This window comes from Streptomyces sp. MNU76 (genome assembly GCF_020982545.1).
GTDB lineage: Bacteria > Actinomycetota > Actinomycetes > Streptomycetales > Streptomycetaceae > Streptomyces.
Map to the genome: position 1 here is coordinate 748553 of NZ_JAJKLK010000001.1, position 22552 is coordinate 771104.

Below are 22552 nucleotides of genomic sequence, written 5' to 3' on the forward strand. Positions count from 1 at the left end.
ACACGGCCCTCTTCGCACCCTCTACTGCCCCGCCGAGGGCCCCCGCCCCGCCGACGCGAGCGCCTTCTCGACCCCCGTTTCCTCCGGTCCGAGGAAGCGGGGGTCCGGCTCGAACAGGGCGTCCAGGGAGGCCTTGCCCGCCGCGAACAGCTCCCGGGTGGCCCCGTAGTACCAGGTTCCGTCGTGCCGGTCCTGCACGCCGACGCCGTACGACTCGACGCCCGCCTCCTCGCACAGCGCGACCGCCCGGCGTATGTGGAAGCCCTGGCTGACGAGCACCGCCCGGTCCACACCGAAGATCTTCTTGGCGCGGACGCAGGAGTCCCAGGTGTCGAACCCGGCGTAGTCGCTGACGATCCGGTCGTCCGGCACGCCGTGCTCGGTGAGATAGCCGCGCATCGCGTCCGGCTCGTCGTACTCCACGCGGCTGTTGTCCCCGGTGACCAGGACCACCTTGATCCGGCCCGACCGGTACAGCTCGGCCGCCGCGTCCAGCCGGCGCGCGAGGTACGGGGACGGCTCGCCCTGCCAGAGCCCGGCGCCGAAGACCACCGCGACCTCGGTGCGCGGCGCGTCGGCCGTGGTCCGCAGCCGGTCGGCGGCCGCCGTGTACATCCAGGTCGAGGGCAGCAGTGCCAGCACGCACAGCAGCATCACCGCCTGCACGGCCCGCCGCCGCCCCGCCCGCGTACGCGGCAGCCGAACGGCGCGCACGATCCGCCCGATACGCCTCACTGCGCCCCCGTCCCCTCGGACCCGCTCATGTGTCCTGCTTGTTTCCGGCGAGCCCGTCCGGGCCCGTCCGATCCCGCCCCACTCGACCAACGAAGACGTCAGTCACGGAGATCCGGTTCACCGCTCAGCGTGACAAGCTTCACCCGGACGTGTGAAAAGGGCAGGTCGCGGAGGTTCACACGCCCGTGCCGCGCGCGGTGAAGTGCCGGAAAACACCCGTCACCACCGCGCAACGGGGAGGCAACGTCCTCCCGACACCATCGGTGCATGACGGCGACGACGAGCAAGTCGAACGCGGACCTCGACAGTACGGCGCACATCATGAACCTGATCAGTGACCAGTTGGCCACCCAGCTCAGCCGCGTCTCCCGCGACGGCACCCGGCGCCCCGCCCCACCGGCGCTCGTCCTGGTCGCGCACGGCAGCCGTGACCCGCGCGCCCTGGCGACCGTTCGCACCCTCATGGAGCGCGTCCGCGAGCAGCGCCCCGGCCTCGCCGTGCACCTCGGCCACATCGAGCTGAACGAGCCCCTGCTCCCCGACACCCTCGCCGCCCTCGGCGACCGGGAAGCCGTCCTCGTCCCCCTCCTCCTCAGCCGCGGCTACCACGTCAAGCAGGACATCCCGGAGATGGCCGCGGCCGCCGAGGCCCGCACCCGCCTGGCCACCCCCTCGGCCCGCACCCCCTCGTCGACGCCCTGCACGCCCGCCTCGTCGAGGCCGGCTGGCGCACCCGTATGAGCGCGGCCCGGAGCCGGGGAAGCGCGGTCGTCCTCGCCGCCGCCGGCTCCCGCGACCCCGAGGCCGCCCTGGACGCCGGCCGCACGGCCCGCCTCCTCGCCGACCGCCTGGGCGTCCCGGTCCTCCCCGCCTACGCCTCCGCGGCGTCCCCCACCGTCCCCGAGGCCGTCCGCACCCTCACCGCCGCGGGCCACACCCACGTGGCGGTGGCGTCCTACTTCACGGCCCCGGGCCGCTTCGCGACGGAATGCGCGGCGGCGGCCCCGTGGATCGCCGCGGCCCCCCTGGGAGTCCACCCGTCCATGGCCACCCTGGTCCTGCACCGCTACGACGAGGCACTGAGCACCCCCGGCACAACGGTGGAACGAGCCCTGGCGTCGGCATAGGGGCCTCGCGAAACTCCCGACCCGCGACAGCGCCCCTCCAGGGGCGCGGGGCTGTGTCGAATGTGCGGCTCCGCCGCGTGGGCGCGACCAGCCACGACCGACCCGTACCCGCCAAACGGCAGGACCCGGCAGACGAGTAGGCACCCTTTTGTCACACCCGCCCCGTACTGTCGAATCATGGAAGGCACAACACCCCCACCCACGACACCCCCGCGAGCCACGACACCCCGGCCGACTACGACCCGCCCTCCGTGGAGCGCTACGCCCCGGAGCCCGACAAACGCCCCGGCCGCACCGCCTTCCAGCGCGACCGCGCCCGCGTGCTGCACTCCGCGGCCCTGCGCAGACTCGCCGGCAAGACCCAGGTCGTCACCCCCGGCACCCGCACCCACGTCTGGGACGCCAGCCCCCGCACCCGCCTCACCCACTCCCTGGAGTGCGCCCAGGTGGGTCGCGAGCTGGGCGCCGCCCTCGGCTGCGACCCCGACCTCGTGGAGGCCGCCTGCCTCTCGCACGACCTCGGCCACCCCCCCTTCGGTCACAACGGAGAACAGGCACTCAACGAATTCGCCGAGGACTGCGGCGGTTTCGAGGGCAACGCCCAGTCCCTGCGCCTGCTGACCCGCATCGAGCCCAAGCGCTTCGTAGGGTCCTCCGACTCCGGTGACCTCGTCAGTGTCGGCCTCAACCTCACCCGCGCCGCCCTGGACGCCGCCACCAAGTACCCCTGGCCGCGCGGCGGTCACCCCACCGACCCCAGGTCGCCCAAGTTCGGCGTGTACGACGACGACCGGCCCGTCTTCGACTGGGTCCGCAAGGACGCCCCCGGCACGAGCACGACCTTCGAGGCCCAGGTCATGGACTGGTCCGACGACGTGGCGTATTCCGTGCACGACGTCGAGGACGGCCTGCACGCGGGCCACATCGATCCGGCCTGTCTGCACGCGGAGCCCGAACGCCGAGCGGTCTTCGAGGTCGCCCGCGGCCGGTACGTCCCCGCGGACACCGACCCGGCCGAACTCGCCGCCGCCCTCGACCGCCTCCTCGACCAGGAGTGGTGGCCCCACGGCTACGACGGGACGGCCGTCGCCCAGGCCCGGTTGAAGGACGCCACCAGCCAGCTCATCGGCCGGTTCTGCCTCGCCGCCGAGGGCGCCACCCGGCGGGCGTACGGAGGCGGCCCTCTCACCCGGTACGCCGCCGAACTGGTCGTCCCGCGCGAGACGCGGCTGGAGTGCGCCGTGCTGAAGGCGGTCGCCGACCGCTATGTGATGCAGCGGGCCGAGCAGGAACGGCTCCGCGCCGACCAGCGGATCGTCGTGGCCGAACTCGCCGAGGCGCTCACCGCCCGGGCGCCGGAGGGGCTCGAACCGCAGTTCCGCGCGCTGTTCGACTCGGCCCCGGACGACCGCGCCCGCAAGCGGGTGATCGTCGACCAGATCGCTTCCCTCACCGACACCTCCGCCCGCGCGCTGCACGCGAGACTGACGGGGCGGAAGTGACGAAAACGTGACCCTGCGTGGCCTGATCGGGTCACTACCCCTTCCCGCATCACGCTCCGTGCGGGACGCTCGCATGTGGACGCACCCTTAAGAGGAGGCATCAAGTGGTCGACGCGGATCAGACATTCGTCATCGTCGGAGGCGGTCTCGCCGGCGCGAAAGCGGCCGAGACGCTCCGAGCGGAGGGCTTCACCGGCCGCGTGATACTGATCTGCGACGAACGCGACCACCCCTACGAGCGTCCGCCGCTGTCCAAGGGCTATCTGCTCGGCAAGGAGGAGCGCGACAGCGTCTTCGTCCACGAGCCGTCCTGGTACGCGCGCAACGACATCGAACTCCACCTCGGCCAGACCGTCGACGCGATCGACCGTACGGCGAGGACCGTTCGCTTCGGTGACGACGGCACCCTTGTCCACTACGACAAACTGCTGCTCGCGACCGGCGCCGAGCCCCGCCGCCTGGACATCCCGGGCACCGATCTCGCGGGTGTCCACCATCTGCGCCGTCTCGCCCACGCCGAGCGCCTCAAGGGCGTCCTCGCCGCCCTCGGCCGGGACAACGGCCACCTCGTGGTCGCGGGCGCCGGCTGGATCGGCCTGGAGGTGGCGGCGGCGGCCCGCGAGTACGGCGCGGAGGTCACCGTCGTCGAGCCGGAACCGACGCCCCTGCACGGCGTCCTCGGCCCCGAGCTGGGCAACCTCTTCGCCGAGCTGCACCGCGAGCACGGCGTCCGCTTCCACTTCGGCGCGAGGCTCACGGAGATCGTCGGCCAGGACGGCATGGTCCTGGCGGCCCGCACGGACACGGGGGAGGAGCACCCGGCGCACGACGTCCTCGCGGCCATCGGCGCGGGTCCGCGCGTGGGTCTCGCCGAGGCGGCGGGGCTGGAGATCGCCGACCGCGCGCACGGCGGGGGCATCGCCGTCGACGCGGGGCTGCGTACCTCCGACCCCTCCATCTACGCCGCCGGTGACGTCGTCTCCTTCCCACATGCCCTGTTCGACACCCGGCTGCGGGTGGAGCACTGGGCCAACGCGCTCAACGGCGGGCCGGCCGCAGCCCGCTCGATGCTCGGCAAGGACGTCACCTACGACCGGGTGCCCTATTTCTTCTCCGACCAGTACGACCTGGGCATGGAGTACTCGGGGTGGGCGCCGCCCGGATCGTACGACCAGGTGCTGATCCGGGGGGACGCGGGCAAGCGGGAGTTCATCGCGTTCTGGGTGAAGGAGGGGCGGGTGCTGGCCGGGATGAACGTGAACGTGTGGGATGTCACTGAGCCGATCCAGAAGCTGATCCGGTCCCGGGCGCGGGTGGATGTGGACGCGCTGTCGAATCCCCAGGTGCCGTTGGAGAGTTTGCCCGCCTAGCCGTTCGCGGGGTGGGGCGCGCGGGCGACCGCGGGTGGTTCGTGGTTGCTCGCGCCCACGCGGCGGAGCCGCATGTCGAAATCGCCCCGCGCCCCTTCCGCAGCGCAGCCATGTCAGTGGGTGACCGTAGAATCTCCGCGTGGCAGGACGGATCAACGACGAGGACGTGAAGGCGGTACGGGACGCGGTCCCGATCGACGCCGTGGTGTCCGAGTACCTCCAGCTGCGCAACGCGGGCGGCGGGAACCTCAAGGGCCTCTGCCCGTTCCACGACGAGAAGTCGCCGTCCTTCCAGGTCAGCCCGAGCAAGGGCCTCTTCCACTGCTTCGGCTGCCAGGAGGGCGGCGACACCATCACCTTCGTGATGAAGGTCGACCACCTGTCCTTCTCGGAGGCCGTCGAGCGCCTGGCCGGCCAGGCCGGCATCACCCTCAGGTACGAGGAGGGCGGGTACAACCCCTCCCACCAGCGCGGCGAGCGGATCCGCCTGGTCGAGGCCCACAAGATCGCCGCCGAGTGGTACGCGGAACAGCTCGCCACCAGCCCCGAGGCCGACACCGGCCGGATCTTCCTCGCCGAGCGCGGCTTCGACCAGGCCGCCGCCCTCCACTTCGGCGTCGGCTACAGCCCCCAGGGCTGGGACCACCTCACCCGCTTCCTGCGCGGCAAGGGCTTCACCGACAAGGAACTGTTCCTGTCCGGCCTTTCCCAGGAGGGCCGCCGGGGCCCGATCGACCGCTTCCGGGGCCGCCTGATGTGGCCCATCCGCGACATCGGCGGAGACGTGGTCGGCTTCGGCGCCCGCAAGCTCTACGAGGCGGACAACGGGCCGAAGTACCTCAACACCCCCGACACCGCGATCTACCGCAAGTCCCAGGTCCTCTACGGCATCGACCTCGCCAAGAAGGACATCGCCAAGGCCAGCCGGGCCGTCGTCGTCGAGGGCTACACCGACGTCATGGCCTGCCACCTCGCCGGGGTCACCACGGCCATCGCCACCTGCGGCACGGCCTTCGGCGGTGACCACATCAAGATCCTCCGTCGGCTGCTGATGGACAACGGCTCGGCCCGTGTGATCTTCACGTTCGACGGCGACGCGGCCGGCCAGAAGGCGGCCCTGCGCGCCTTCGAGGACGACCAGAAGTTCGCCGCCGAGACCTACATCGCGATCGCCCCCGACGGCATGGACCCCTGCGAACTGCGCCTCGCGAAGGGCGATGACGCGGTGGTCGAGCTGACCGAACCCCGTACCCCGCTCTTCGAGTTCGCCCTCCGCCAGATCGTCGCCCGCTACGACCTGGAGACCCCCGCCGGGCGGGCCGCCGCCCTCGACGAGGCCGCGCCGATCGTGGCCCGCATCAAGAACAGCGGTGCCCAGCACGAGGTCGCCGTGGAACTCGCCGGCATGCTCGGCATCCTCGACACCCAGTTCGTCGTCAAGCGCGTCGCCCAGCTGGCCCGCTGGGCCCGCGACCGGGGCGGCCAGGGCCCGGCCCCGGCCGCCCAGCGCACCGCGCAGCCGTACGAGTCCACTTCCCGGCCCCCGTCCGGCCCCGCCCTCACCCTCCGCAACCCGGTCTTCGCCACCGAGCGCGAACTCCTCAAACTCGCCCTCCAGCGCCCCGAGTTGGTTGCCCCCGCGTTCGACGCGTACGGCGTGGACGAGTTCACCGCCGCCCCCTACGCGGCCGTCCGTGAGGCGATCATCGAGGCGGGCGGTGTGGAGTACGGCGTAGAGGACCCGCAGGAGTACCTGGTCCGCGTCCGCGAGGCGGCACCCGACGACACGGTGCGGGCCATGGTGACGGAGCTGGCGGTCGAGGCGATCATGCGCAAGACGGTCGACGACGTCTACGCGGGCGCACAACTGGTCACCGTGCGCCGCCGGGCCGTCGAACGCCGGGTGCGCGAGGTCCAGGGCAGCCTGGCGAGGGCGGCCGCCCAGGGCGACCCGGCCCAGCTGGCCGCCGTCCAGAACGAGTTGTGGGTCCTCCAGCAGTACGACCAGGCATTGCGGGAGCGGGGCGCGGAGGCGCTCTGACCTCGTGACGGTTCGCGCCCCCGGCCGCGCACGTCCCCGCAGCACATGCCAATCCGCGCCGGAGCCACCCCGCTCCGTACGGCCTTCAAGCTGTTTGCGGCCCGCCCAGCAGCGCACTCGTGCAGCACGGTAACCGTGCGGTCACGGGCCGGACGCAAAAAGTCACCGCACGCCCCTCGTGGCGGCTGTGTGTCGTACTCCACACTGGGTTGCGGTGCCTGAGTCCTCGGAGCGCGGCCGACCCGTCCCCCATGGGTCCGAGATCCCCGCGGTTCCGCTCGATGAGTACGGGATGGACGGCGGCGAGGCCGCCCGCGCCATCCCAGACGTACCGCTGCCGTACGCCCTGGCAGCGACATTCCTGGAGGCCGCCCCCGTGCAGACCCAGACCCTCATACAGAACGACACCAGTACGGCCAGTACGACCATCGGAACCGACGGCTCGGAGCCGGCCGCGGAGACCGATGTCATCACCGCGGTGCCCGCCCAGAGCCGCGCCGCGCACCACCCCGAGGCGGTCCCGGACGGCCCGCCCGACCTGGACGAACCGCCCGCCGCCGCGGTCGAGGCCCTGGAGAGGGCCGACACCCCGGAGGCCGAGCCCGTGGAACTGCCGCGCGCCCGCGCGGACACCAGCGGCCCGTCCTCCGACCTCTTCCGCCAGTACCTGCGCGAGATCGGTCGCATCCCCCTCCTGACGGCAGCGGAGGAAGTGGAGCTGGCCCGCCGCGTCGAGGCCGGCCTCTTCGCCGAGGAGCGGCTCGGCAACGCCCGCGACCTCGACACCGAGCTGGCCCTCGACCTCGACAAACTGGTCGTCATGGGCCGCATGGCCAAGCGTCGCCTGATCGAGGCGAACCTGCGGCTCGTCGTCTCCGTGGCGAAGCGGTACGTCGGCCGCGGCCTGACCATGCTGGACCTGGTGCAGGAAGGAAACCTGGGCCTCATCCGGGCCGTCGAGAAGTTCGACTACGCGCGCGGCTACAAGTTCTCGACCTACGCGACCTGGTGGATCCGCCAGGCCATGTCCCGCGCGCTGGCCGACCAGGCCCGCACCATCCGGGTCCCGGTCCACGTGGTCGAGCTGATCAACCGGGTCGTCCGAGTCCAGCGCCGCATGCTGCAGGAGCGGGGCTACGAGCCCACGCCGGAGGAGGTGGCCGCACACCTCGACCTCGCCCCCGAACGCGTCAGCGAGGTCCTCCGGCTCGCCCAGGAACCGGTCTCTCTCCACGCCCCGGTCGGCGAGGAGGACGACGTGGCCCTGGGCGACCTCATCGAGGACGGCGACGCGGCGAGCCCCGTGGAGTCGGCCGCGTTCCTGTTGCTGCGCGAACACCTGGAGGCGGTCCTCTCCACCCTCGGCGAACGCGAACGCAAGGTGGTCCAACTCCGCTACGGCCTCGCCGACGGCCGCCCTCGCACGCTGGAGGAGATAGGCCGCATCTTCGGGGTGACCCGGGAACGCATACGGCAGATCGAGTCCAAGACCCTCAACAAACTGAGGGACCACGCCTTCGCGGACCAGCTGCGGGGGTACTTGGACTGAGGGGGAGGTGGTGATGAAAAGCAGGGGGCGCAGCCCCTGCTTTTCAGGGGCGCGGGAACTGCGCGAGAAGCCCCACCCACCCGCACCCGACAACGCACCCCTCAACCCACCCCTCAGTCCACCTCGGCCACCGCCTCCGCGAACTGCGCCTTGTACAACCGCGCATAAGCCCCGTCCGCGGCCAACAACTCCTCGTGCGCCCCCTGCTCCACGATGGAACCGTTCTCCATCACCAGAATCGTGTCCGCGTCCCGAATCGTCGACAGCCGATGCGCGATCACGAACGACGTCCGCCCGTGCGCCAGCTTCGCCATCGCCTTCTGGATCAACACCTCGGTCCGCGTGTCCACCGAGGACGTCGCCTCGTCCAGCACCAGGATCACCGGATCCGACAGGAACGCCCGAGCGATCGTGATGAGCTGCTTCTCACCCGTGCTCACCCCGGTCCCCTCGTCGTCGATCACGGTGTCGTACCCGTCCGGCAGCGTCCGGATGAACCGATCCGCGTGCGCCGCCCGAGCCGCCTCCTCGACCTCACCCCGCGTCACCTTCCGCGACGCGGACGCCCCGTACGCGATGTTCTCCGCGATGGTCCCGCCGAACAGCCAGGTGTCCTGGAGCACCATTCCTATCCCGTCGCGCAGTTCGTCCCGCGACATGGACGCGACATCGACCCCGTCGAGCGTGATCCGCCCGCCCGTGACCTCGTAGAACCGCATCAACAGGTTCACCAGCGTGGTCTTGCCCGCGCCCGTCGGCCCCACGATCGCCACCGTGTGCCCCGGCTCGACGACCAGCGACAGATCCTCGATCAGCGGCTTGTCGGCCTCGTACCGGAAGGACACCCCCTCCAGCGCCACCCGCCCCGCAGCTCCTCGGGCCGCACCCCGGGTACCGCGTCGGCCTCCTGCTCCTCCGCGTCGAGCAGTTCGAAGATCCGCTCGGCGGAGGCGACCCCCGACTGCACGAGGTTGGCCATGGACGCCACCTGCGTCAGCGGCATCGAGAACTGCCGCGAGTACTGGATGAAGGCCTGCACGTCACCGATCGACAGCGCACCGGTCGCGACGCGCAGCCCGCCCACCACGGCGACGAGCACATAGTTGATGTTCGACACGAACAACATCAGCGGCTGCATGATGCCGCTGTTGAACTGGGCCTTGAACCCGGCCTCGTACAGCCGCTCGTTCTCCTCGGCGAACTGCTGCGCCGACTCCTCCTGACGCCCGAACACCTTCACCAGCGTGTGCCCGGTGTACATCTCCTCGATGTGGGCGTTGAGCCTGCCCGTCACCCGCCACTGCGCGACGAAGTGCGGCTGCGACCGCTTGCCGACCCGCGTGGCCACCAGGAACGACACCGGCACGGTCACCAGCGCGACCAGCGCCAGCAGCGGCGACACCCAGAACATCATCGCCAGCACGCCGATGATGGTGAGCAGCGAGTTGATCAGCTGACCCATCGACTGCTGCAGCGTCTGCCCGATGTTGTCGATGTCGTTGGTCGCCCGGCTCAGCACCTCACCGCGCTGCCGCTTGTCGAAGTAGGACAGCGGCAGCCGCGACAGCTTCGCCTGGAGCTGTTCGCGCATGTGGTAGACGGTCCGGTTGATGGCCCGGTTGGAGAGCCGCGTGGCCACCGCCATCAGCAGCCCCGCGACCAGGAAGATGCCGAGGGCAACCAGAAGAACCGTGCCGACGGCCTCGAAATCGATGCCCTTGCCCGGGGTGAAGTCCGTGCCCGACAGCATGTCGGCGATCGCGCCGTCCCCGCGCTCCCGCATGGACTCCAGCACCTCGGCCTTGGTCGCGCCCGCCGGCATCTCCCGCCCGACGACACCCGCGAACACCAGGTCGGTCGCCTTGCCGAGGATCCACGGCCCCAGCACGGACAGCCCGACGCTGATCACCGCGCACAGGACCATCGCGTACATCGTGAACCGCTCGGGCCTGAACTGCGCGAGCAGCCGTTTCCCGGACCCCTTGAAGTCCATGGAGTGCTGATCGGGGGCCCCGGCCCCCGCCATCCGTGCCAACGGCCCGGCCATCAGGCTGCCTCCGCTTCCGTGAGCTGGGAGAGGACGATCTCCCGGTAGGTCTCGTTCTCCGCCATCAGCTCGTGGTGGCGTCCGGCTCCGACCACGCGGCCCTCGTCGAGGACGACGATCCGGTCGGCGTCCCGGATGGTCGCCACCCGCTGGGCCACGATCACCACGGTCGCGTCGGCGGTCTCCCGCGCCAGCGCGGCCCGCAGCGCGGCGTCGGTCGCGTAGTCGAGCGCGGAGAAGGAGTCGTCGAACAGATAGATCTCCGGCCGCTGCACCAGCGTCCGCGCGATCGCGAGCCGCTGCCGCTGACCGCCGGACACATTGGTCCCGCCCTGCGCGATGGGGGAGTCCAGCCCGTTCTCCAGCCCCTCGACGAACTCCTTGGCCTGCGCCACCTCCAGCGCGTGCCACAACTCCTCGTCGGTGGCGTCCGGATTGCCGTACCGCAGATTCGTCGCCACGGTCCCGGAGAACAGATACGGCTTCTGCGGCACCAGACTCACCGTCCTGGCCAGCAGTTTCGGGTCGAGCGCCCGTACGTCGACGCCATCCACCAGGACCTCGCCCTCGGTGACGTCGAACAGCCGGGGCACCAGCCCGAGCAGCGTGGACTTGCCGCTGCCGGTGGACCCGATGACCGCGGTCGTCTCCCCCGGCCGGGCCACGACCTCGATCGACCTGAGCACCGGCTCCTCGGCACCCGGATAGCGGAACCCCGCACCCCGGACCTCCAGGAACCCGTGACGCCGCAGCTCCCGAACGGGCTCGACCGGCGGCACCACGCTCGTGTCGGTCTCCAGCACCTCCTGGATGCGCTCGGCGCACACCTCGGCGCGCGGCATCATCATGAACATGAAGGTGGCCATCATCACAGCCATGACGATCTGCATCAGGTAGGCGAGGAAGGCCGTGAGCGCGCCGATCTCCATGCCCCCGCTGTCGATCCGGTGGGCTCCGAACCACACCACCGCGATCGACGAGAAGTTGATGACCGTCATGACGATGGGGAACATCAGCGCGAGCATCCGCCCGGTGCCCAGCGACACGTCCGTCAGCTCGACGTTCGCCTTCCGGAACCGCTCCTTCTCGTAGTCGTCCCGCACGAAGGCCCGGATCACCCGGTTGCCGGTGATCTGCTCCCGCAGCACCCGGTTCACGGTGTCCAACCGCTCCTGCATGGTGCGGAACAGGGGGCGCAGTCGGCGCACGATCAGGCTGACGGAGATCCCGAGCACCGGTACGACCGCCAGGAGCACCCCCGACAACGGCACGTCCAGCCCGAGCGCCAGCACGATGCCGCCGACACACATGATCGGCGCCGACACCACCAGCGTGAACGTCATGAGCACCAGCATCTGCACCTGCTGGACGTCGTTCGTCGTCCGCGTGATCAGCGACGGGGCCCCGAAGTGACCGACCTCACGCGCCGAGAACGACTGCACCCGGTCGAACACGGCGGCCCGGATGTCCCGGCCGACCGCCGACGCGGTGCGGGCGCCGTAGTACACGGCCCCGATGTTGCAGACGACCTGCACCAGCGAGATACCGACCATCAGCGCGCCGAAGGACAGGATGTAACCCGTGTCCCCCTTCACCACGCCCTCGTCGATGATGTCCGCGTTCAGAGTGGGCAGGTAGAGCGTGGCGCACGTCTGCACGAACTGCAGCAGCACCAGCAGGGTGATCGGTGTCCGGTAGGGACGGAGCTGACTTCTCAGCAATCGTATGAGCACGCGAGATCTCTCGGAGTCGAAGACGGGGTTCGGGACGCACCACCCCCCATCGTCGAACACTCCACCCGCGTTACCTCAACCGAATTAACCCGACGGTGCGTGGGCCCCGTGCACCCTCAGGCGCGAAATGCCCCCGGATGGGTCTGCTCCCGAACCGCCACGTACTGCTGCCGAACCGCCTGCCCCACCGCCAACTCGTCGCCCGGCTCCAGCACCTGCGCCGCCGCCCCCGGCCACATCGGAGGCGTACGCGGATCGAGCGTCCCCTGCGAGACCCCGAGCGCCCACGCGGCCTGCCGGGCCGCGCCCACCGCCGCGTAGTCCGCCGGCTGCGGCACCACCACCGGCACCCCGAAGAGCGCCGGCGCCGCCGTCTGCACGGCCGACAGCTCCGCCGCCGCACCCAGCAGGAAGATCCGCCGTACGTCCACGCCCCGTCCCCGCAGCACGTCCAGCGCGTCCGCGAGCCCGCACAGCATGCCCTCGAACGCGGCCCGCGCGAAGTGCTCCGGCTTCATCGACTCCCGCCGCAGCCCGGCCAGCGTCCCCGCAGTGTGCGGCAGGTTGGGCGTCCGCTCGCCCTCCAGGTAGGGCAGCATGACCAGCCCGTGCGACCCGGGGGTGGACTTCATCGCCAGGTCGGACAGCGCCTCCAGATCGGCCACGCCCAGCAGCTCGGTGGCCCCGCGCAGGGTCCGTACGGCGTTGAGCGTGGTGACGACCGGCAGATGCATCCCGGTGGCGTCGGCCAGCGAGGTGATCATCCCGGAGGAGTCGACGAGCGCCTGGGTGTGTACGGCCATGACGGACCCGGAGGCCCCCAGCGACACCACCGCGTCACCGAGGCCGATACCCAGCCCGAACGCGGCGGCCATGGTCTCGCCGGTGCCGGCGGAGATGAGGAGTCCCTCCGGCGTCGTACCGGCGGCGTCCGAAGGGCCCAGCACCTCGGGAAGCATCACCTGATGCCCGAGCGCCATCTCCACGAGGTCCGTGCGGTACTGCCCGGTCGCCGCGTTCCAGTACCCGGTCCCGGACGCCCCGCCCCGGTCCGTGGTCCTCCTGACCGGCCGCCCGAGCAACTGCCAGACCAGCCAGTCGTGCGCCTGGAGCAGTACGGCCGTCCGCATCGCGGCGTCCGGTTCCGTACGGCTCATCCAGCGCAGCTTGGTCACCGGCTGCGCGGCCCCCGGCACACAGCCGACGGCCTCCGCCCACGCGCCTCGCCCGCCGAGCGCGTCGACGAGGTCGGCCGCCGCGACCTGGGTCCGCCTGTCGCCGCCGACCATCGCCGGACGCACGGTGTTGCCCTGTGCGTCCAGCGCGATCAGCCCGTTCTGCTGGGACGAGACCCCGATCGCCTGCACGCCCTCCAGCAGCCCGCCGCCGGCCGCCTCTCCCAGGGACAGCAGCCAGGCCTGCGGATCGACGTCGGCGGGGCGCCCCCCGCTCTCCGCCGGCTCCAACGGGTGCGGGGCATACCCCTGCCTGAGCACGGCCCCTGTGTCCGAGTCACAGACGACAATGCGCGTAAAATCGGGCGAACTGTCCAGCCCGGCGACTATCCCCATGGCAGAAATTCTGCCGCACGGGAAGGGGTGGGGGCGCCGCACGTTGCTCCGGGCGGCGCGATGTGGTCCCTAGGTATTGCTGGTGCCCCAGTCGTCTCCGGCCGAGCCGTTGGCGTTGCGCTCCCGCAGGGAGCGGACCCGCTCGGCGACCAGATCGGGCATGCGGTCGCCGACCTTCTCGCTGACCACGTGGTACGCCTTGCCCGCGTAGACCCGCCCCTGCTGGGCGGCCGACTCGGCGGTGTTCCGCACGGCGGGGTTCTGTGCGACCTGCCGGGCGGACTTCTTCAACTGTTCGTAGCGTTCGCGACCGGCCTTCGTGCCGAGCACGTACCCCAGGGCCAGTCCGGCAAAGAACGTGAGCCGATAGCGCATGGCGACCACCCTTCCCTTACGTCTGCGTCGGTCCCTTGCGTGCCCTGCGCGGGCGACGGGCGCGGGGGATACCGATTGGCGGAGCACCCCCCTGCTTGCGCTAATGTATGTGTCGCAGCGAGCGCACGCCCTCTGGCGAATACCCAGGGAGGTACGTTCGATGCAGCGAGGCGATCCTCCGTAGCTCAATTGGCAGAGCAGCCGGCTGTTAACCGGCAGGTTACTGGTTCGAGTCCAGTCGGGGGAGCTTCGATCTTCCGTAGCTCAATTGGCAGAGCAGCCGGCTGTTAACCGGCAGGTTACTGGTTCGAGTCCAGTCGGGAGAGCGCTGAGGAAGGACCCCTTGGGGGTCCTTTTTCATGTTCGGGGGAACCGCGTGCGCCGCGCCGAGGTCTTCAAGGTCAAGAAGCGCATGCGAAGGCCGACCATCCGAAGCAGGAGATCGTATGAGCGGCTATGCTGCGGCAGACGGCGCGCACACATGTACGCGACACGCCGTACGGGGCGGTAGCTCAGCCGGTTAGAGCAGCGGACTCATAATCCGTCGGCCGTGGGTTCGAGTCCCACCCGCCCCACCTGCGCAAGCCTCTGAACTGCGGAAACGTTCATTTTGTCCTGTCGGATCGTCAACTTTGTTTGAACGGACTCAATCCGCTGCTCGTGACTTCGCGAGCCGGTGTGGCCTCCGTCGACCGTTGCTTCCCTGACCTGCATAGATGTGCGCCAACGCGCCTCTGGTGAGCTCTGTTCTGGGCGGTTGCGCGGCGACAGAACCGTGAGTTGAGGCCGTCCTGAGGCCGACGGGTATCGAAAAAGCGTCAGTGGAGCCTCCCCTGTATCCCGCCAGCCGTCTCGCCGAGTTCGAGACTGCGATGTGATGATTTTCCGGATCTGGGCCTTGTGGTGAGCGCGTCCGGCGAGGGGTGTGAGCGCAGGGAAACTGCCCCAAGAGGAAACGGCCCCGATGGGCTGCCCGAGCCTCTCGGTTGTAGTGCCGCCGACCTGGCCGCGACGGCACACGCGGGCCGCTCAGCGTCGGGGCCGGTCGGGCTCTTTGCTCAGGGCTGCCGCATCTGGCCCACGGCTTGCGCGGCCGGAAGGCAACGGCAGCGGGTCGGTGAATGTCGTGCCGAGGATGGCCAGGCTGTAGGGGCTACTTCGCGATACCCACCTGACCGTCGGGTTTTCCGGTCAGGTCGACTTCCGCTTCCAACCGCAGATCCGCGAACGAGCGTCCGGCGCGCAGCCGGTAACGGCCCGCGAGGGTGCACCAGTCTCCGAGGTCGGTGTCCCAGATCCGCGTAGCCCTCCGGGGCACGGGGATCTCGGCCGTCACCGCGCGGCCGGGGCCGGCCTCGACGGTGGCAAGGCCGACGAGGCGGCGGGCCGGGCCCGGCCGCTCGGCTACCGCGACCGCTTCTCCTCCTTCGGGGCAGGCCCGCGCTTCCAGGTACACCTGGACCACCTCACGGCCCGCCCGCTCCCTCGTGTTCCGCACATGGACGCGGAGGATGCCCAGGATGTCGCCGTCGCCGGGGGTGAACTCGGCTTGCTCGTACGACCACGACGTGTAGCCGAGGCCGTGGCCGAACCAGTATGCGGGCGGGGTCTCCTGGCGGGCCCAGGCCCGGTAGCCGATGAAGACACCCTCGTCGTAGGAGAGCACTCCGTCGACCGGCTTGGTGTCCAGGACGGGGCAGTCCGCGGTGGCTGCGGGCCAGGTTGTGGGCAACCGCCCGCCGGGCTCCTCCGCGCCGAGCAGCACGTCGGCGAGGGCGTGCCCGGCCTCCTGGCCCGGGAACCAGCAGAGCATGACGGCGGCGACCTCGTCGCGCCACGGCATCTCGACCGGGGATCCGGCGTTGACGATCACGACGGTACGCGGATTGGCCGCGGCCACGCGGGAGACCAGTTCGTCCTGGTGGCCCGGCAGCTTCAGGTCGGTACGGTCGAAACCTTCGCTCTCGACCTCCTCGGTGGTGGCCACCACGACGATCGCGACATCGGCCGCAGCGGCGAGGGCGGCGGCCTCCTCGATGAGTTCGGCACCGCTCGCGGTCGGCGGGCGGTGTCCCAGGCCGAAGGAGAGAGCGGCGATGTTGTCGTCGAAGCCCTTGGCGAAGGGCACGTACAGCAGGCTGACGGTCACCGTCACGCCTGCGGTCAGATCGAGGGTGTGGCGCTGTTCCGCCGGGTCGGTGAAGGCGAGGAACGGGTCCTCGGAGTCGGGAATCCTGGTCAGGGAACAGATGGTGCGGCCCGCGACGAGCAGTGTGGCCTCCCCGTATCCGGTGACACCGAAGGTGTGGGCACCGGTGCGGTCGGGGGTGAGGGTTCCGGTGATCTCCACCGAGTGGAGCCGCGCGGCGTCCACTCCGGCCGGCAGGCTGCCGACGGTCATCACCCGGCCGTCAGGCTGCGGCAGGTCGGCCACCACGGTGCCGTCCGCGTCCCGGTAGACCGAGCGCAGAGTGAAGCCCTCGGCCGCTGGAGCGAGCCGGGTGCGCGGGTCGGCGCCCTGGGCGTGCACCAGTTCGACGGCGGCGACAGCGCGCGGCGCAGTCCGGCCAGCGGGGTGACCACCCGCTCGGGGAACACGGTGGCACTGCCGCCGCCCATGACCCGTGCATGCCGGGCGGTGTCGCCGATGAGGGCGACCCTGCGCAGCTCCCGCGGCCGCAGCGGAAGCACCGCGCCCTCGTTTCTGAGCAGTACGAAGGAACGGCGGGCGATCTCGCGGGCCAGGGCCCTGCCGTCGGCTTCGACGGGCGGTTCACAGACGGCCGGCGGAGCACCGTCCAGCGCACCCACGCGAGCGGCGAGCCGCAGCACGCGCCGCACGGCCTCGTCGACGGTCTCCTCCGCGACCCGGCCCTCGCGTACGGCGGTGGCGAGCGCCTCGCCGTAGACCGTTCTCGGTCCCGGCATCGCGATATCGAGGCCGCCCTCAATGGCCCTGACGGTGTCGCGGGCGGCATGGTGCTCGGCGTCGCGCAGTCCGTCGGCGCCCAGATGTCCCCCGACCTGCCGCTGCTCGCCGGGCACGTGGTCTTCCTCGTGATTCTGGTGTTCCGGCCGCAGGGCCTGTTCGGCAGGAGTGTGCTCGCATGACCACCCGGACAACCACCTCCGCCGTCGAGTCCCCGTCGGCCCCGTCCGTACGCCCCGTCATCAGACGCGGTGGCCGCGCCGCCGTCCTCGGCCTGGCCGGGACGGCCCTCGTCCTTCTGGTCATGGCGAGCCTGCCGTACGTCGTCGACACCGGCGTCACCGCTCAGCTGGTGAAGCTCTGCTACCTCGTCGCCCTGGCCTCGATGTGGAACCTGCTCGCCGGATACGCGGGCATGGTCTCCATGGGGCAGCAGGCCTTCATCGGCCTGGGCGCGTACACGCTGTTCGTCGTCAACGACCACGGGATCAACGTCTACGCGGGCACGCTCGTCGTCTCGGCGGTCGTCGCGCTGATCGCCTGGCCGGTCTCCTACGTCGCCTTCCGGCTGCGGGGCGGCTACTTCGCCGTCGGCACCTGGGTCATCGCAGAAGTCGTACGCCTGATCGTGGTCCGCTTCGACTCCCTCGGTGCCGCGAGCGGACGCAACCTGACCACCATCACCGCCGACCCGATCCTGCGGCGGGCCTACACCTACTGGCTGGCCCTCGCCGTCATGGCAGCCGCGGTCCTCGGCACGTACCTGGTACTGCGCAGCCGCCTCGGCCTGGACCTCCAGGCCATCCGCGACGACGAGACGGCGGCCGGGGCACTGGGAGTGAACGTCACACGTGGCAAGCGGCTCATCTACATCGCGGCGGCGGCCGGATGCGCGGCCGCCGGAGCCGTGATCTGCGTCAGCAGCCTGGGGGTGGCCTCCCCTTCGCAGATCTTCGGCGTGCAGTACACAGCCCTGATGATCTTCATGGTCGTCATCGGCGGCATCGGCACGGTCGAAGGTCCCGTCATCGGCGCCCTCATCTACTTCCTGCTCGACAAGTACTTCGCCCAGAGCGGCGTCTGGTACCTCGTCGTCATCGGAGCCGCCGCCATCGCCGTCTCCCTCTACCTACCGCGCGGCCTGTGGGGAACCCTGGCCCACCGCACCGGCTTCGCACTCTTCCCGGTGTCCCACAAGGCCTTGCGGGCGTCGCGGCGCGGCCAGGCACGATAACCCCCCGAAAGGAACGCACCTCTCCGCGCAAGCGAAGGTGAACCGTTGTACATGGTGGTCAGCTTGTGGGTGCCCGACTGGCCACGCGAGCGGAGGTGAATTGCACGGCGGCAACTGTTCCGCGAGCCGGCAGGAGAGCTCACTGTCGAGAGCGACCTCCCAGCAGCACGGTGTACCCCTGAAGAACGGTCAGCTCGAAGGCTGGCTGTGCTCAGTTCAGACGCCTTGGCCAACGACACCGGTCATAGAGGCTCCCCCGCAACCACCGGGGTGAAGCCTTTATGCGTTGGAAGGGGAATCCGCTGCGGGCGAGTTCGAGGCGCACTTCTGAGCTGGGGCGATCGTCTCGGAATCCGGTTGGGCTTGTCCTCCAGGACGCGTTCTGGACGCAGGTTGGACACAAGGATCGGAAAGACTGAGAGCGTTGTGGTGAACCGCGCTGCTGATCGATGACCTGTGCGTTTCTCCATTCGGTGGTTCTGCCGGGCAGCCAGCTGACGCATGGTGTTTCGTCTACTGGTTGGTTTACTTGGTGTTGGGTCGCCGCCGCCCGCGGGTAGTGCGCGGTCCGGCGAAACAATGCGGCCGGAAGTGTTACCCGGCCGCCGCGCAGCCGTCACCTATACATCGAGGCGGACCGGGCGCGCGCGGGCGCCCGGCCGGTGAGCGAAGGAGTGCGGATGCGGGTTACAGAGCGGGACGGGCGTGCAGATCAGGACTTGGTGGTGGCGGCGCAGGGCGGGGACCGCCAAGCCCTGGACGAGTTGATGGCCGCGTATCTGCCGCTGGTCTACAACATCGTCGGGCGGGCGCTGGACGGACACGTCGATGTGGACGACGTGGTCCAGGAGACGCTGATGCGCGCGGTGGACCGGATCGGGGATTTGCGCGACCCTACGGCGTTCCGAGCCTGGGTGGTGGCGATCGCGGTGCGCCAGGTGCGCGACCGGTGGCGGCGCCACCAGACTCAGCCCTCGGCGGCGCACGGCTGGGGCTTCGAGCTCGCGCCGGACGCGGCCGATCCCGGCGCGGACTTCGTGGACCTGACGATCCTTCAACTGGAGCTGTCGGGCCAGAGGCGCGAGACGGCTCTGGCGACGCGCTGGCTGGAGGAGGGTGACCGCGAACTGCTGGCGCTGTGGTGGCTGGAGGCGGCGGGCGAGCTGGACCGGGCGGAGCTGGCCGGGGCGCTGGGCATCGAGCCGGGACACGCGGCGGTGCGGGTGCAGCGGCTCAAGGCCCGGCTGGACGCCGCCCGCACGGTGGTGCGGGCGCTGGACGCCGCGCCCCGGTGCGCTGAGCTCTCCCAGATAGCGACCCGGTGGGACGGGTGGGCGGCCCCGTCGTGGCGCAAGCAGTTCGCGCGGCACGTACGCGAATGCGTAGCCTGCGTCGCGTCCTGGCAGGACCTGGTGCCCGCCGAGCGGCTGCTGGCGGGCTCGGCCCTGGTACCGGTACCCGCACTGCTCGCGGCCACATGGCTGCGGCACGCCCTGCCCCCGTCCGCGCCGAGCGCGCAGGCCGCCGCGGCGAAAGGGGTCGCGGGGAAAGGCAAGGCCGCGAAGCGGTTGCGCCACGGCAGCCACGGCAGCCACGGCAGCAGATCGGGCGGGCTGGCCGCGCACGTGTCCGCGAAACTCGTCGCGGCCGCGGTAGCTGCCGCCGTAGCCGTCGGCGCGGGCGTCGTCTACGTGGCCACCAGCCACCAGCCACAGGGTTCCCCTTCCGCCACGGCGGGGGCGCCGGGCGCTGCGGATGTCGCGGCGGCCGTGGCTAGCGCTTCGGCCTCAGCCTCGGTGAGCGCCTCAGCCTCGGTGAGTGCGTCGGCGTCGGCGAGCGCCAAGGCAGCAGCGCCGTCGGCGTCGTCTCCTGCGGCCGATGGCGCCAGCTCGACGATACGTTTCATGGGCAAGAGCACGGTGATGATCGGAAGAATATCGAACGATAAACCTTCGATTGCCGCACCATTCGACGCTCAGTACCAATACGTCGTCAGTCCGCCTGCACCGTCGAGCAACGTGTACACGGCGAAGTCCTGCCCGAATGGGACGAACTGGTGGGGATGCGTGTGGGGTGGGCGCGGGGGGCTCGTCCCCCATATGCAAGCCCGCGCTGCGCAGGCCACCTATAAGGGTCAACCGCATCCGCAGACGATGATGTGGTCGTGGTTTGTACTCCCCCACCTCACCCCCAATGCGACGTGGCAGGACGAGGTGAAGGCGGTCAACCGGGTCGACCTCCTCACCAGGTACCTGAACGACTACCGTTTCTTCCTCCAGAAGATCGGCACCTCGCGCGACATGATCGATCTCGAAGCTGATTTTTGGGGATTCGCCCGAGGGACGGGCGATGTGAACAAGGTCCCGGCGCAGGTGACTGCTGCGGCTCCGAACGACTGCGGAAACCAGGCGAACACTGTGGCGGGTCTGGCCCGCTGCCTGATCTCGATGACCCGCAAGTACGCTCCTAACGCGACCGTCGGCCTGCACCTCACCTGCTGGGACTGGCCGGGCAACGAGAAGAAGTGCGCCAGGGATTACGTGGCCCTCGGGGCAAAGGGTGCGGACTTCCTGGTCGGGGAGGTCGAAGCCGCGGACGCCGGCCTCAATGCCTTGCCGGAGAATGGCGGACACAACTCATTCTGGAGCGAAAAGAAGTGGTCCGCGCAGCTCGGGTATTGGAAGACGATGGCGGAGGCATCCGGCAAGCCGATCGTGGTCTGGCAGATCCCGGTCGGCAACATGCGACAGAACAACACCCCGTACCACTACAAGGACGACAAGGTGGACTGGCTGTTCTCGAACATGGACCGGGTCGCGAACGCCCATGTCGCGGCTCTGATGTTCGGCCAAGGAACGGACAAGTCGACCACGATTGAAACCGACGGCGGCAACCTGTTCCGGAAGACGATCGCCTACCGAAACTCGGGTGGCACGCCGCTCAAATAGCGTGAGAAGGCTGCTGCCTTCGCGGTCGGCACGTCGTTCAGCACGATCGGCCCGGTCCTGCGCGGCGTGATCCTGGCCGCCTGCGGGACGTCGGTGACGTCCGCGAGCTGCTGCCGTCGATGATGTCGGGTAGCCGGAGCACATTGCTGTGCCCCGGCTACTCGACCGTGGGCAATGTGAACAAGGTCCCGGCGCAGGTGACTGCTGCGGCCCCGAACGACTGCGCAAATCAGGCGAACAGTGTGGCGGGTCTGGCCCACTGCCTGATCGCAATGACCCGCAAGTACGCTCCTCACGCGACCGTCGGTATGCACCTCACCTGCTGGGACTGGCAGGGCAACACGCAGGCGTGCGCCAAGGATTACGCGATCCTCGGGGCGCAGAACGCCGACTTCCTGGTCGCCGACGTGTCGGACCGCGACGCGGGCTGGTACGCCGAGCCGGCGCACGGGAGCCGCGACATGTTCTGGACGGACCAGAAGGCCGCCGCCGAGCTGGGGGTCTGGAAGACGATGGCCGAGTCCGTGGGCAAGCCGGTGGTCCTGTGGCAGATCCCTGTGGGCAACATGGCGCAGAACAACACCCTCAACCACTACCAGGACGACAAGGTGGACTGCCTCTTCGCGCACATGGACCAGGTGGCGAACGCGCACATCGCCGACCTGCTGTTCGGCGCGGGGCAGCAGGAACTGTGAGCGGTCGCGCAGTTCGGCTCTGTCGACGATCTTGTTTGCGCCGTGAGGCGCTGTTGGTTCGAGTGGAGGTGAAAGACCTGCACCAACGCCCTGTCGCAGCAGGGCTGTTGAAGCTGAGGGCAGTCTGATCCGGGTGGTGCCGGGGAGGACGGAAAGCGGCCCTGACAAAGCCGGGACGTGCCAGTACTGGCAGATGGTGCGGGTCCGGCGAGCGTGATGGAGAGGAGTACGCGAGGAACCGGCGTTTTACGTCTCTTACGGCTCATAACAAAATGTCGTAGCAGTAGGGCCCGCGCAGCCTCACATCCGGGATCGCAGCATGTCGACCTCACAGCCCGGCGCGAAGGGATCGAAGCCGTGCTCGCTCAGCCAGCGAACTATCAGCAGGCTTCGCAACGACCACCATGCGCGGATCACGTCGAGGTCGGTGTCGGTGCCATAGCCGGCGGTGACGTCGTCGAGTTCCGTCGCCAGCGCGGCGATGCTCCGGCCGGCCTGTACCGGCCGGGGCGGTAGCGGCGCGTCGTGCGGCTTCCGGATGGCGGCGCCCGCCGTACCCCCACGCCGCCGGCGACCCGGTCGACGGTCCGCCGAGGCGCCCAAGCGTCGTCCCCGGGAGTGCGGCGACCGCGAGCACGTGCGGCTTGTGCCACAGGACCTCCGGGGGCGGGACCGGCGCGAGGGACATCGCCTCGA

13 protein-coding genes, 3 tRNA genes and 3 pseudogenes are annotated in these 22552 nt (G+C 70.1%); 11 read left to right on the top strand and 8 right to left on the bottom strand.

Going from position 1 to position 22552, the window contains the following annotated elements; all coding sequences use genetic code 11:
* Nucleotides 1-21: 21 nt before the first annotated feature.
* The gene (locus E4N62_RS03225) at nt 22-654 is read right to left on the bottom strand and encodes an ElyC/SanA/YdcF family protein (RefSeq protein WP_268269037.1); all 633 of its coding nucleotides are present in this window, start codon (nt 652-654) and stop codon (nt 22-24) included.
* 348 nt (nt 655-1002) lie between these two features.
* On the opposite strand from E4N62_RS03225, the pseudogene E4N62_RS03230 reads away from it, so the two are divergent.
* From E4N62_RS03230 to E4N62_RS03250, 5 genes and pseudogenes are all read left to right on the top strand, one after another.
* Nucleotides 1003-1862: pseudogene (locus E4N62_RS03230) on the top strand (sirohydrochlorin chelatase).
* A 167-nt stretch (nt 1863-2029) separates the two neighbouring features.
* Nucleotides 2030-3364 (top strand): deoxyguanosinetriphosphate triphosphohydrolase, encoded by a 1335-nt coding sequence (locus E4N62_RS03235; RefSeq protein WP_308184849.1) that lies wholly within the window; start codon nt 2030-2032, stop codon nt 3362-3364.
* Between the two features lie 104 nt (nt 3365-3468).
* Entirely contained in the window at nt 3469-4734 is a 1266-nt protein-coding gene (locus E4N62_RS03240) for an FAD-dependent oxidoreductase (RefSeq protein WP_230211834.1), read from the top strand.
* 139 nt (nt 4735-4873) lie between these two features.
* A complete protein-coding gene (dnaG, locus tag E4N62_RS03245; RefSeq protein ID WP_230211835.1) occupies nt 4874-6775 on the top strand; it encodes a DNA primase in 1902 nt (633 codons plus the stop codon).
* 214 nt (nt 6776-6989) lie between these two features.
* On the top strand, nt 6990-8324 hold the full coding sequence (locus E4N62_RS03250) for an RNA polymerase sigma factor (protein ID WP_230211836.1): 1335 nt from the start codon (nt 6990-6992) through the stop codon (nt 8322-8324).
* Between the two features lie 113 nt (nt 8325-8437).
* Here the strand turns inward: E4N62_RS03250 and E4N62_RS03255 are convergent.
* The 4 genes and pseudogenes from E4N62_RS03255 to E4N62_RS03270 form a co-directional block, all read right to left on the bottom strand.
* A pseudogene (locus tag E4N62_RS03255) lies at nt 8438-10371 on the bottom strand (ABC transporter ATP-binding protein).
* A complete protein-coding gene (locus E4N62_RS03260) occupies nt 10371-12104 on the bottom strand; it encodes an ABC transporter ATP-binding protein (protein WP_230211837.1) in 1734 nt (577 codons plus the stop codon). The pseudogene E4N62_RS03255 and the gene E4N62_RS03260 overlap by 1 nt, the downstream one beginning before the upstream one ends.
* Nucleotides 12105-12220: 116 nt before the next feature.
* The gene (locus E4N62_RS03265; protein ID WP_230211838.1) at nt 12221-13675 is read right to left on the bottom strand and encodes an FGGY family carbohydrate kinase; all 1455 of its coding nucleotides are present in this window, start codon (nt 13673-13675) and stop codon (nt 12221-12223) included.
* Nucleotides 13676-13744: 69 nt separating this feature from the next.
* Nucleotides 13745-14050: a hypothetical protein gene (locus tag E4N62_RS03270; protein ID WP_045557412.1), complete on the bottom strand. Its 306-nt coding sequence runs from the start codon at nt 14048-14050 to the stop codon at nt 13745-13747.
* A gap of 174 nt (nt 14051-14224) precedes the next feature.
* On the opposite strand from E4N62_RS03270, the gene E4N62_RS03275 reads away from it, so the two are divergent.
* The 3 genes from E4N62_RS03275 (at nt 14225) to E4N62_RS03285 (ending at nt 14625) form a co-directional block, all read left to right on the top strand.
* Nucleotides 14225-14297, top strand: a tRNA-Asn gene (locus E4N62_RS03275).
* A gap of 6 nt (nt 14298-14303) precedes the next feature.
* A tRNA-Asn gene (locus E4N62_RS03280) sits at nt 14304-14376 on the top strand.
* A 175-nt stretch (nt 14377-14551) separates the two neighbouring features.
* Nucleotides 14552-14625 (top strand) — tRNA-Ile (locus E4N62_RS03285).
* Between the two features lie 578 nt (nt 14626-15203).
* Here the strand turns inward: E4N62_RS03285 and E4N62_RS03290 are convergent.
* Complete coding sequence (locus tag E4N62_RS03290) at nt 15204-16451, bottom strand: glycoside hydrolase family 3 C-terminal domain-containing protein (protein WP_230212417.1); 1248 nt, start codon at nt 16449-16451, stop codon at nt 15204-15206.
* A complete protein-coding gene (locus tag E4N62_RS03295; RefSeq protein WP_230211839.1) occupies nt 16451-17095 on the bottom strand; it encodes a glycoside hydrolase family 3 C-terminal domain-containing protein in 645 nt (214 codons plus the stop codon). Before E4N62_RS03295 ends, E4N62_RS03290 begins: the two co-directional genes overlap by 1 nt.
* A gap of 62 nt (nt 17096-17157) precedes the next feature.
* Here E4N62_RS03295 and E4N62_RS03300 point away from each other — a divergent pair, with 62 nt between their 5' ends.
* The 3 genes from E4N62_RS03300 to E4N62_RS03310 all read left to right on the top strand — a co-directional run bounded on the left by E4N62_RS03300 (nt 17158) and on the right by E4N62_RS03310 (nt 21856).
* A complete protein-coding gene (locus E4N62_RS03300; protein WP_230211840.1) occupies nt 17158-18213 on the top strand; it encodes a branched-chain amino acid ABC transporter permease in 1056 nt (351 codons plus the stop codon).
* A gap of 680 nt (nt 18214-18893) precedes the next feature.
* Nucleotides 18894-21161: an RNA polymerase sigma factor gene (locus E4N62_RS03305; RefSeq protein ID WP_230211841.1), complete on the top strand. Its 2268-nt coding sequence runs from the start codon at nt 18894-18896 to the stop codon at nt 21159-21161.
* Nucleotides 21162-21433: 272 nt separating this feature from the next.
* Entirely contained in the window at nt 21434-21856 is a 423-nt protein-coding gene (locus E4N62_RS03310) for a hypothetical protein (RefSeq protein WP_230211842.1), read from the top strand.
* A gap of 300 nt (nt 21857-22156) precedes the next feature.
* On the opposite strand, the pseudogene E4N62_RS03315 reads toward E4N62_RS03310, so the two are convergent.
* A pseudogene (locus E4N62_RS03315) lies at nt 22157-22544 on the bottom strand (hypothetical protein).
* Nucleotides 22545-22552: the final 8 nt, after the last annotated feature.

Coding starts and splice junctions, on each gene's coding strand:
- E4N62_RS03290 (WP_230212417.1), bottom strand. CDS start 16,451: ATGACCGTCGGCAGCCTGCCGGCCGGAGTGGACGCCGCGCGGCTCCAC.
- E4N62_RS03310 (WP_230211842.1), top strand. CDS start 21,434: ATGACCCGCAAGTACGCTCCTCACGCGACCGTCGGTATGCACCTCACC.
- E4N62_RS03270 (WP_045557412.1), bottom strand. CDS start 14,050: ATGCGCTATCGGCTCACGTTCTTTGCCGGACTGGCCCTGGGGTACGTG.
- E4N62_RS03265 (WP_230211838.1), bottom strand. CDS start 13,675: ATGGGGATAGTCGCCGGGCTGGACAGTTCGCCCGATTTTACGCGCATT.
- E4N62_RS03300 (WP_230211840.1), top strand. CDS start 17,158: ATGACCACCCGGACAACCACCTCCGCCGTCGAGTCCCCGTCGGCCCCG.
- E4N62_RS03225 (WP_268269037.1), bottom strand. CDS start 654: ATGCTGCTGTGCGTGCTGGCACTGCTGCCCTCGACCTGGATGTACACG.
- E4N62_RS03305 (WP_230211841.1), top strand. CDS start 18,894: ATGCGGGTTACAGAGCGGGACGGGCGTGCAGATCAGGACTTGGTGGTG.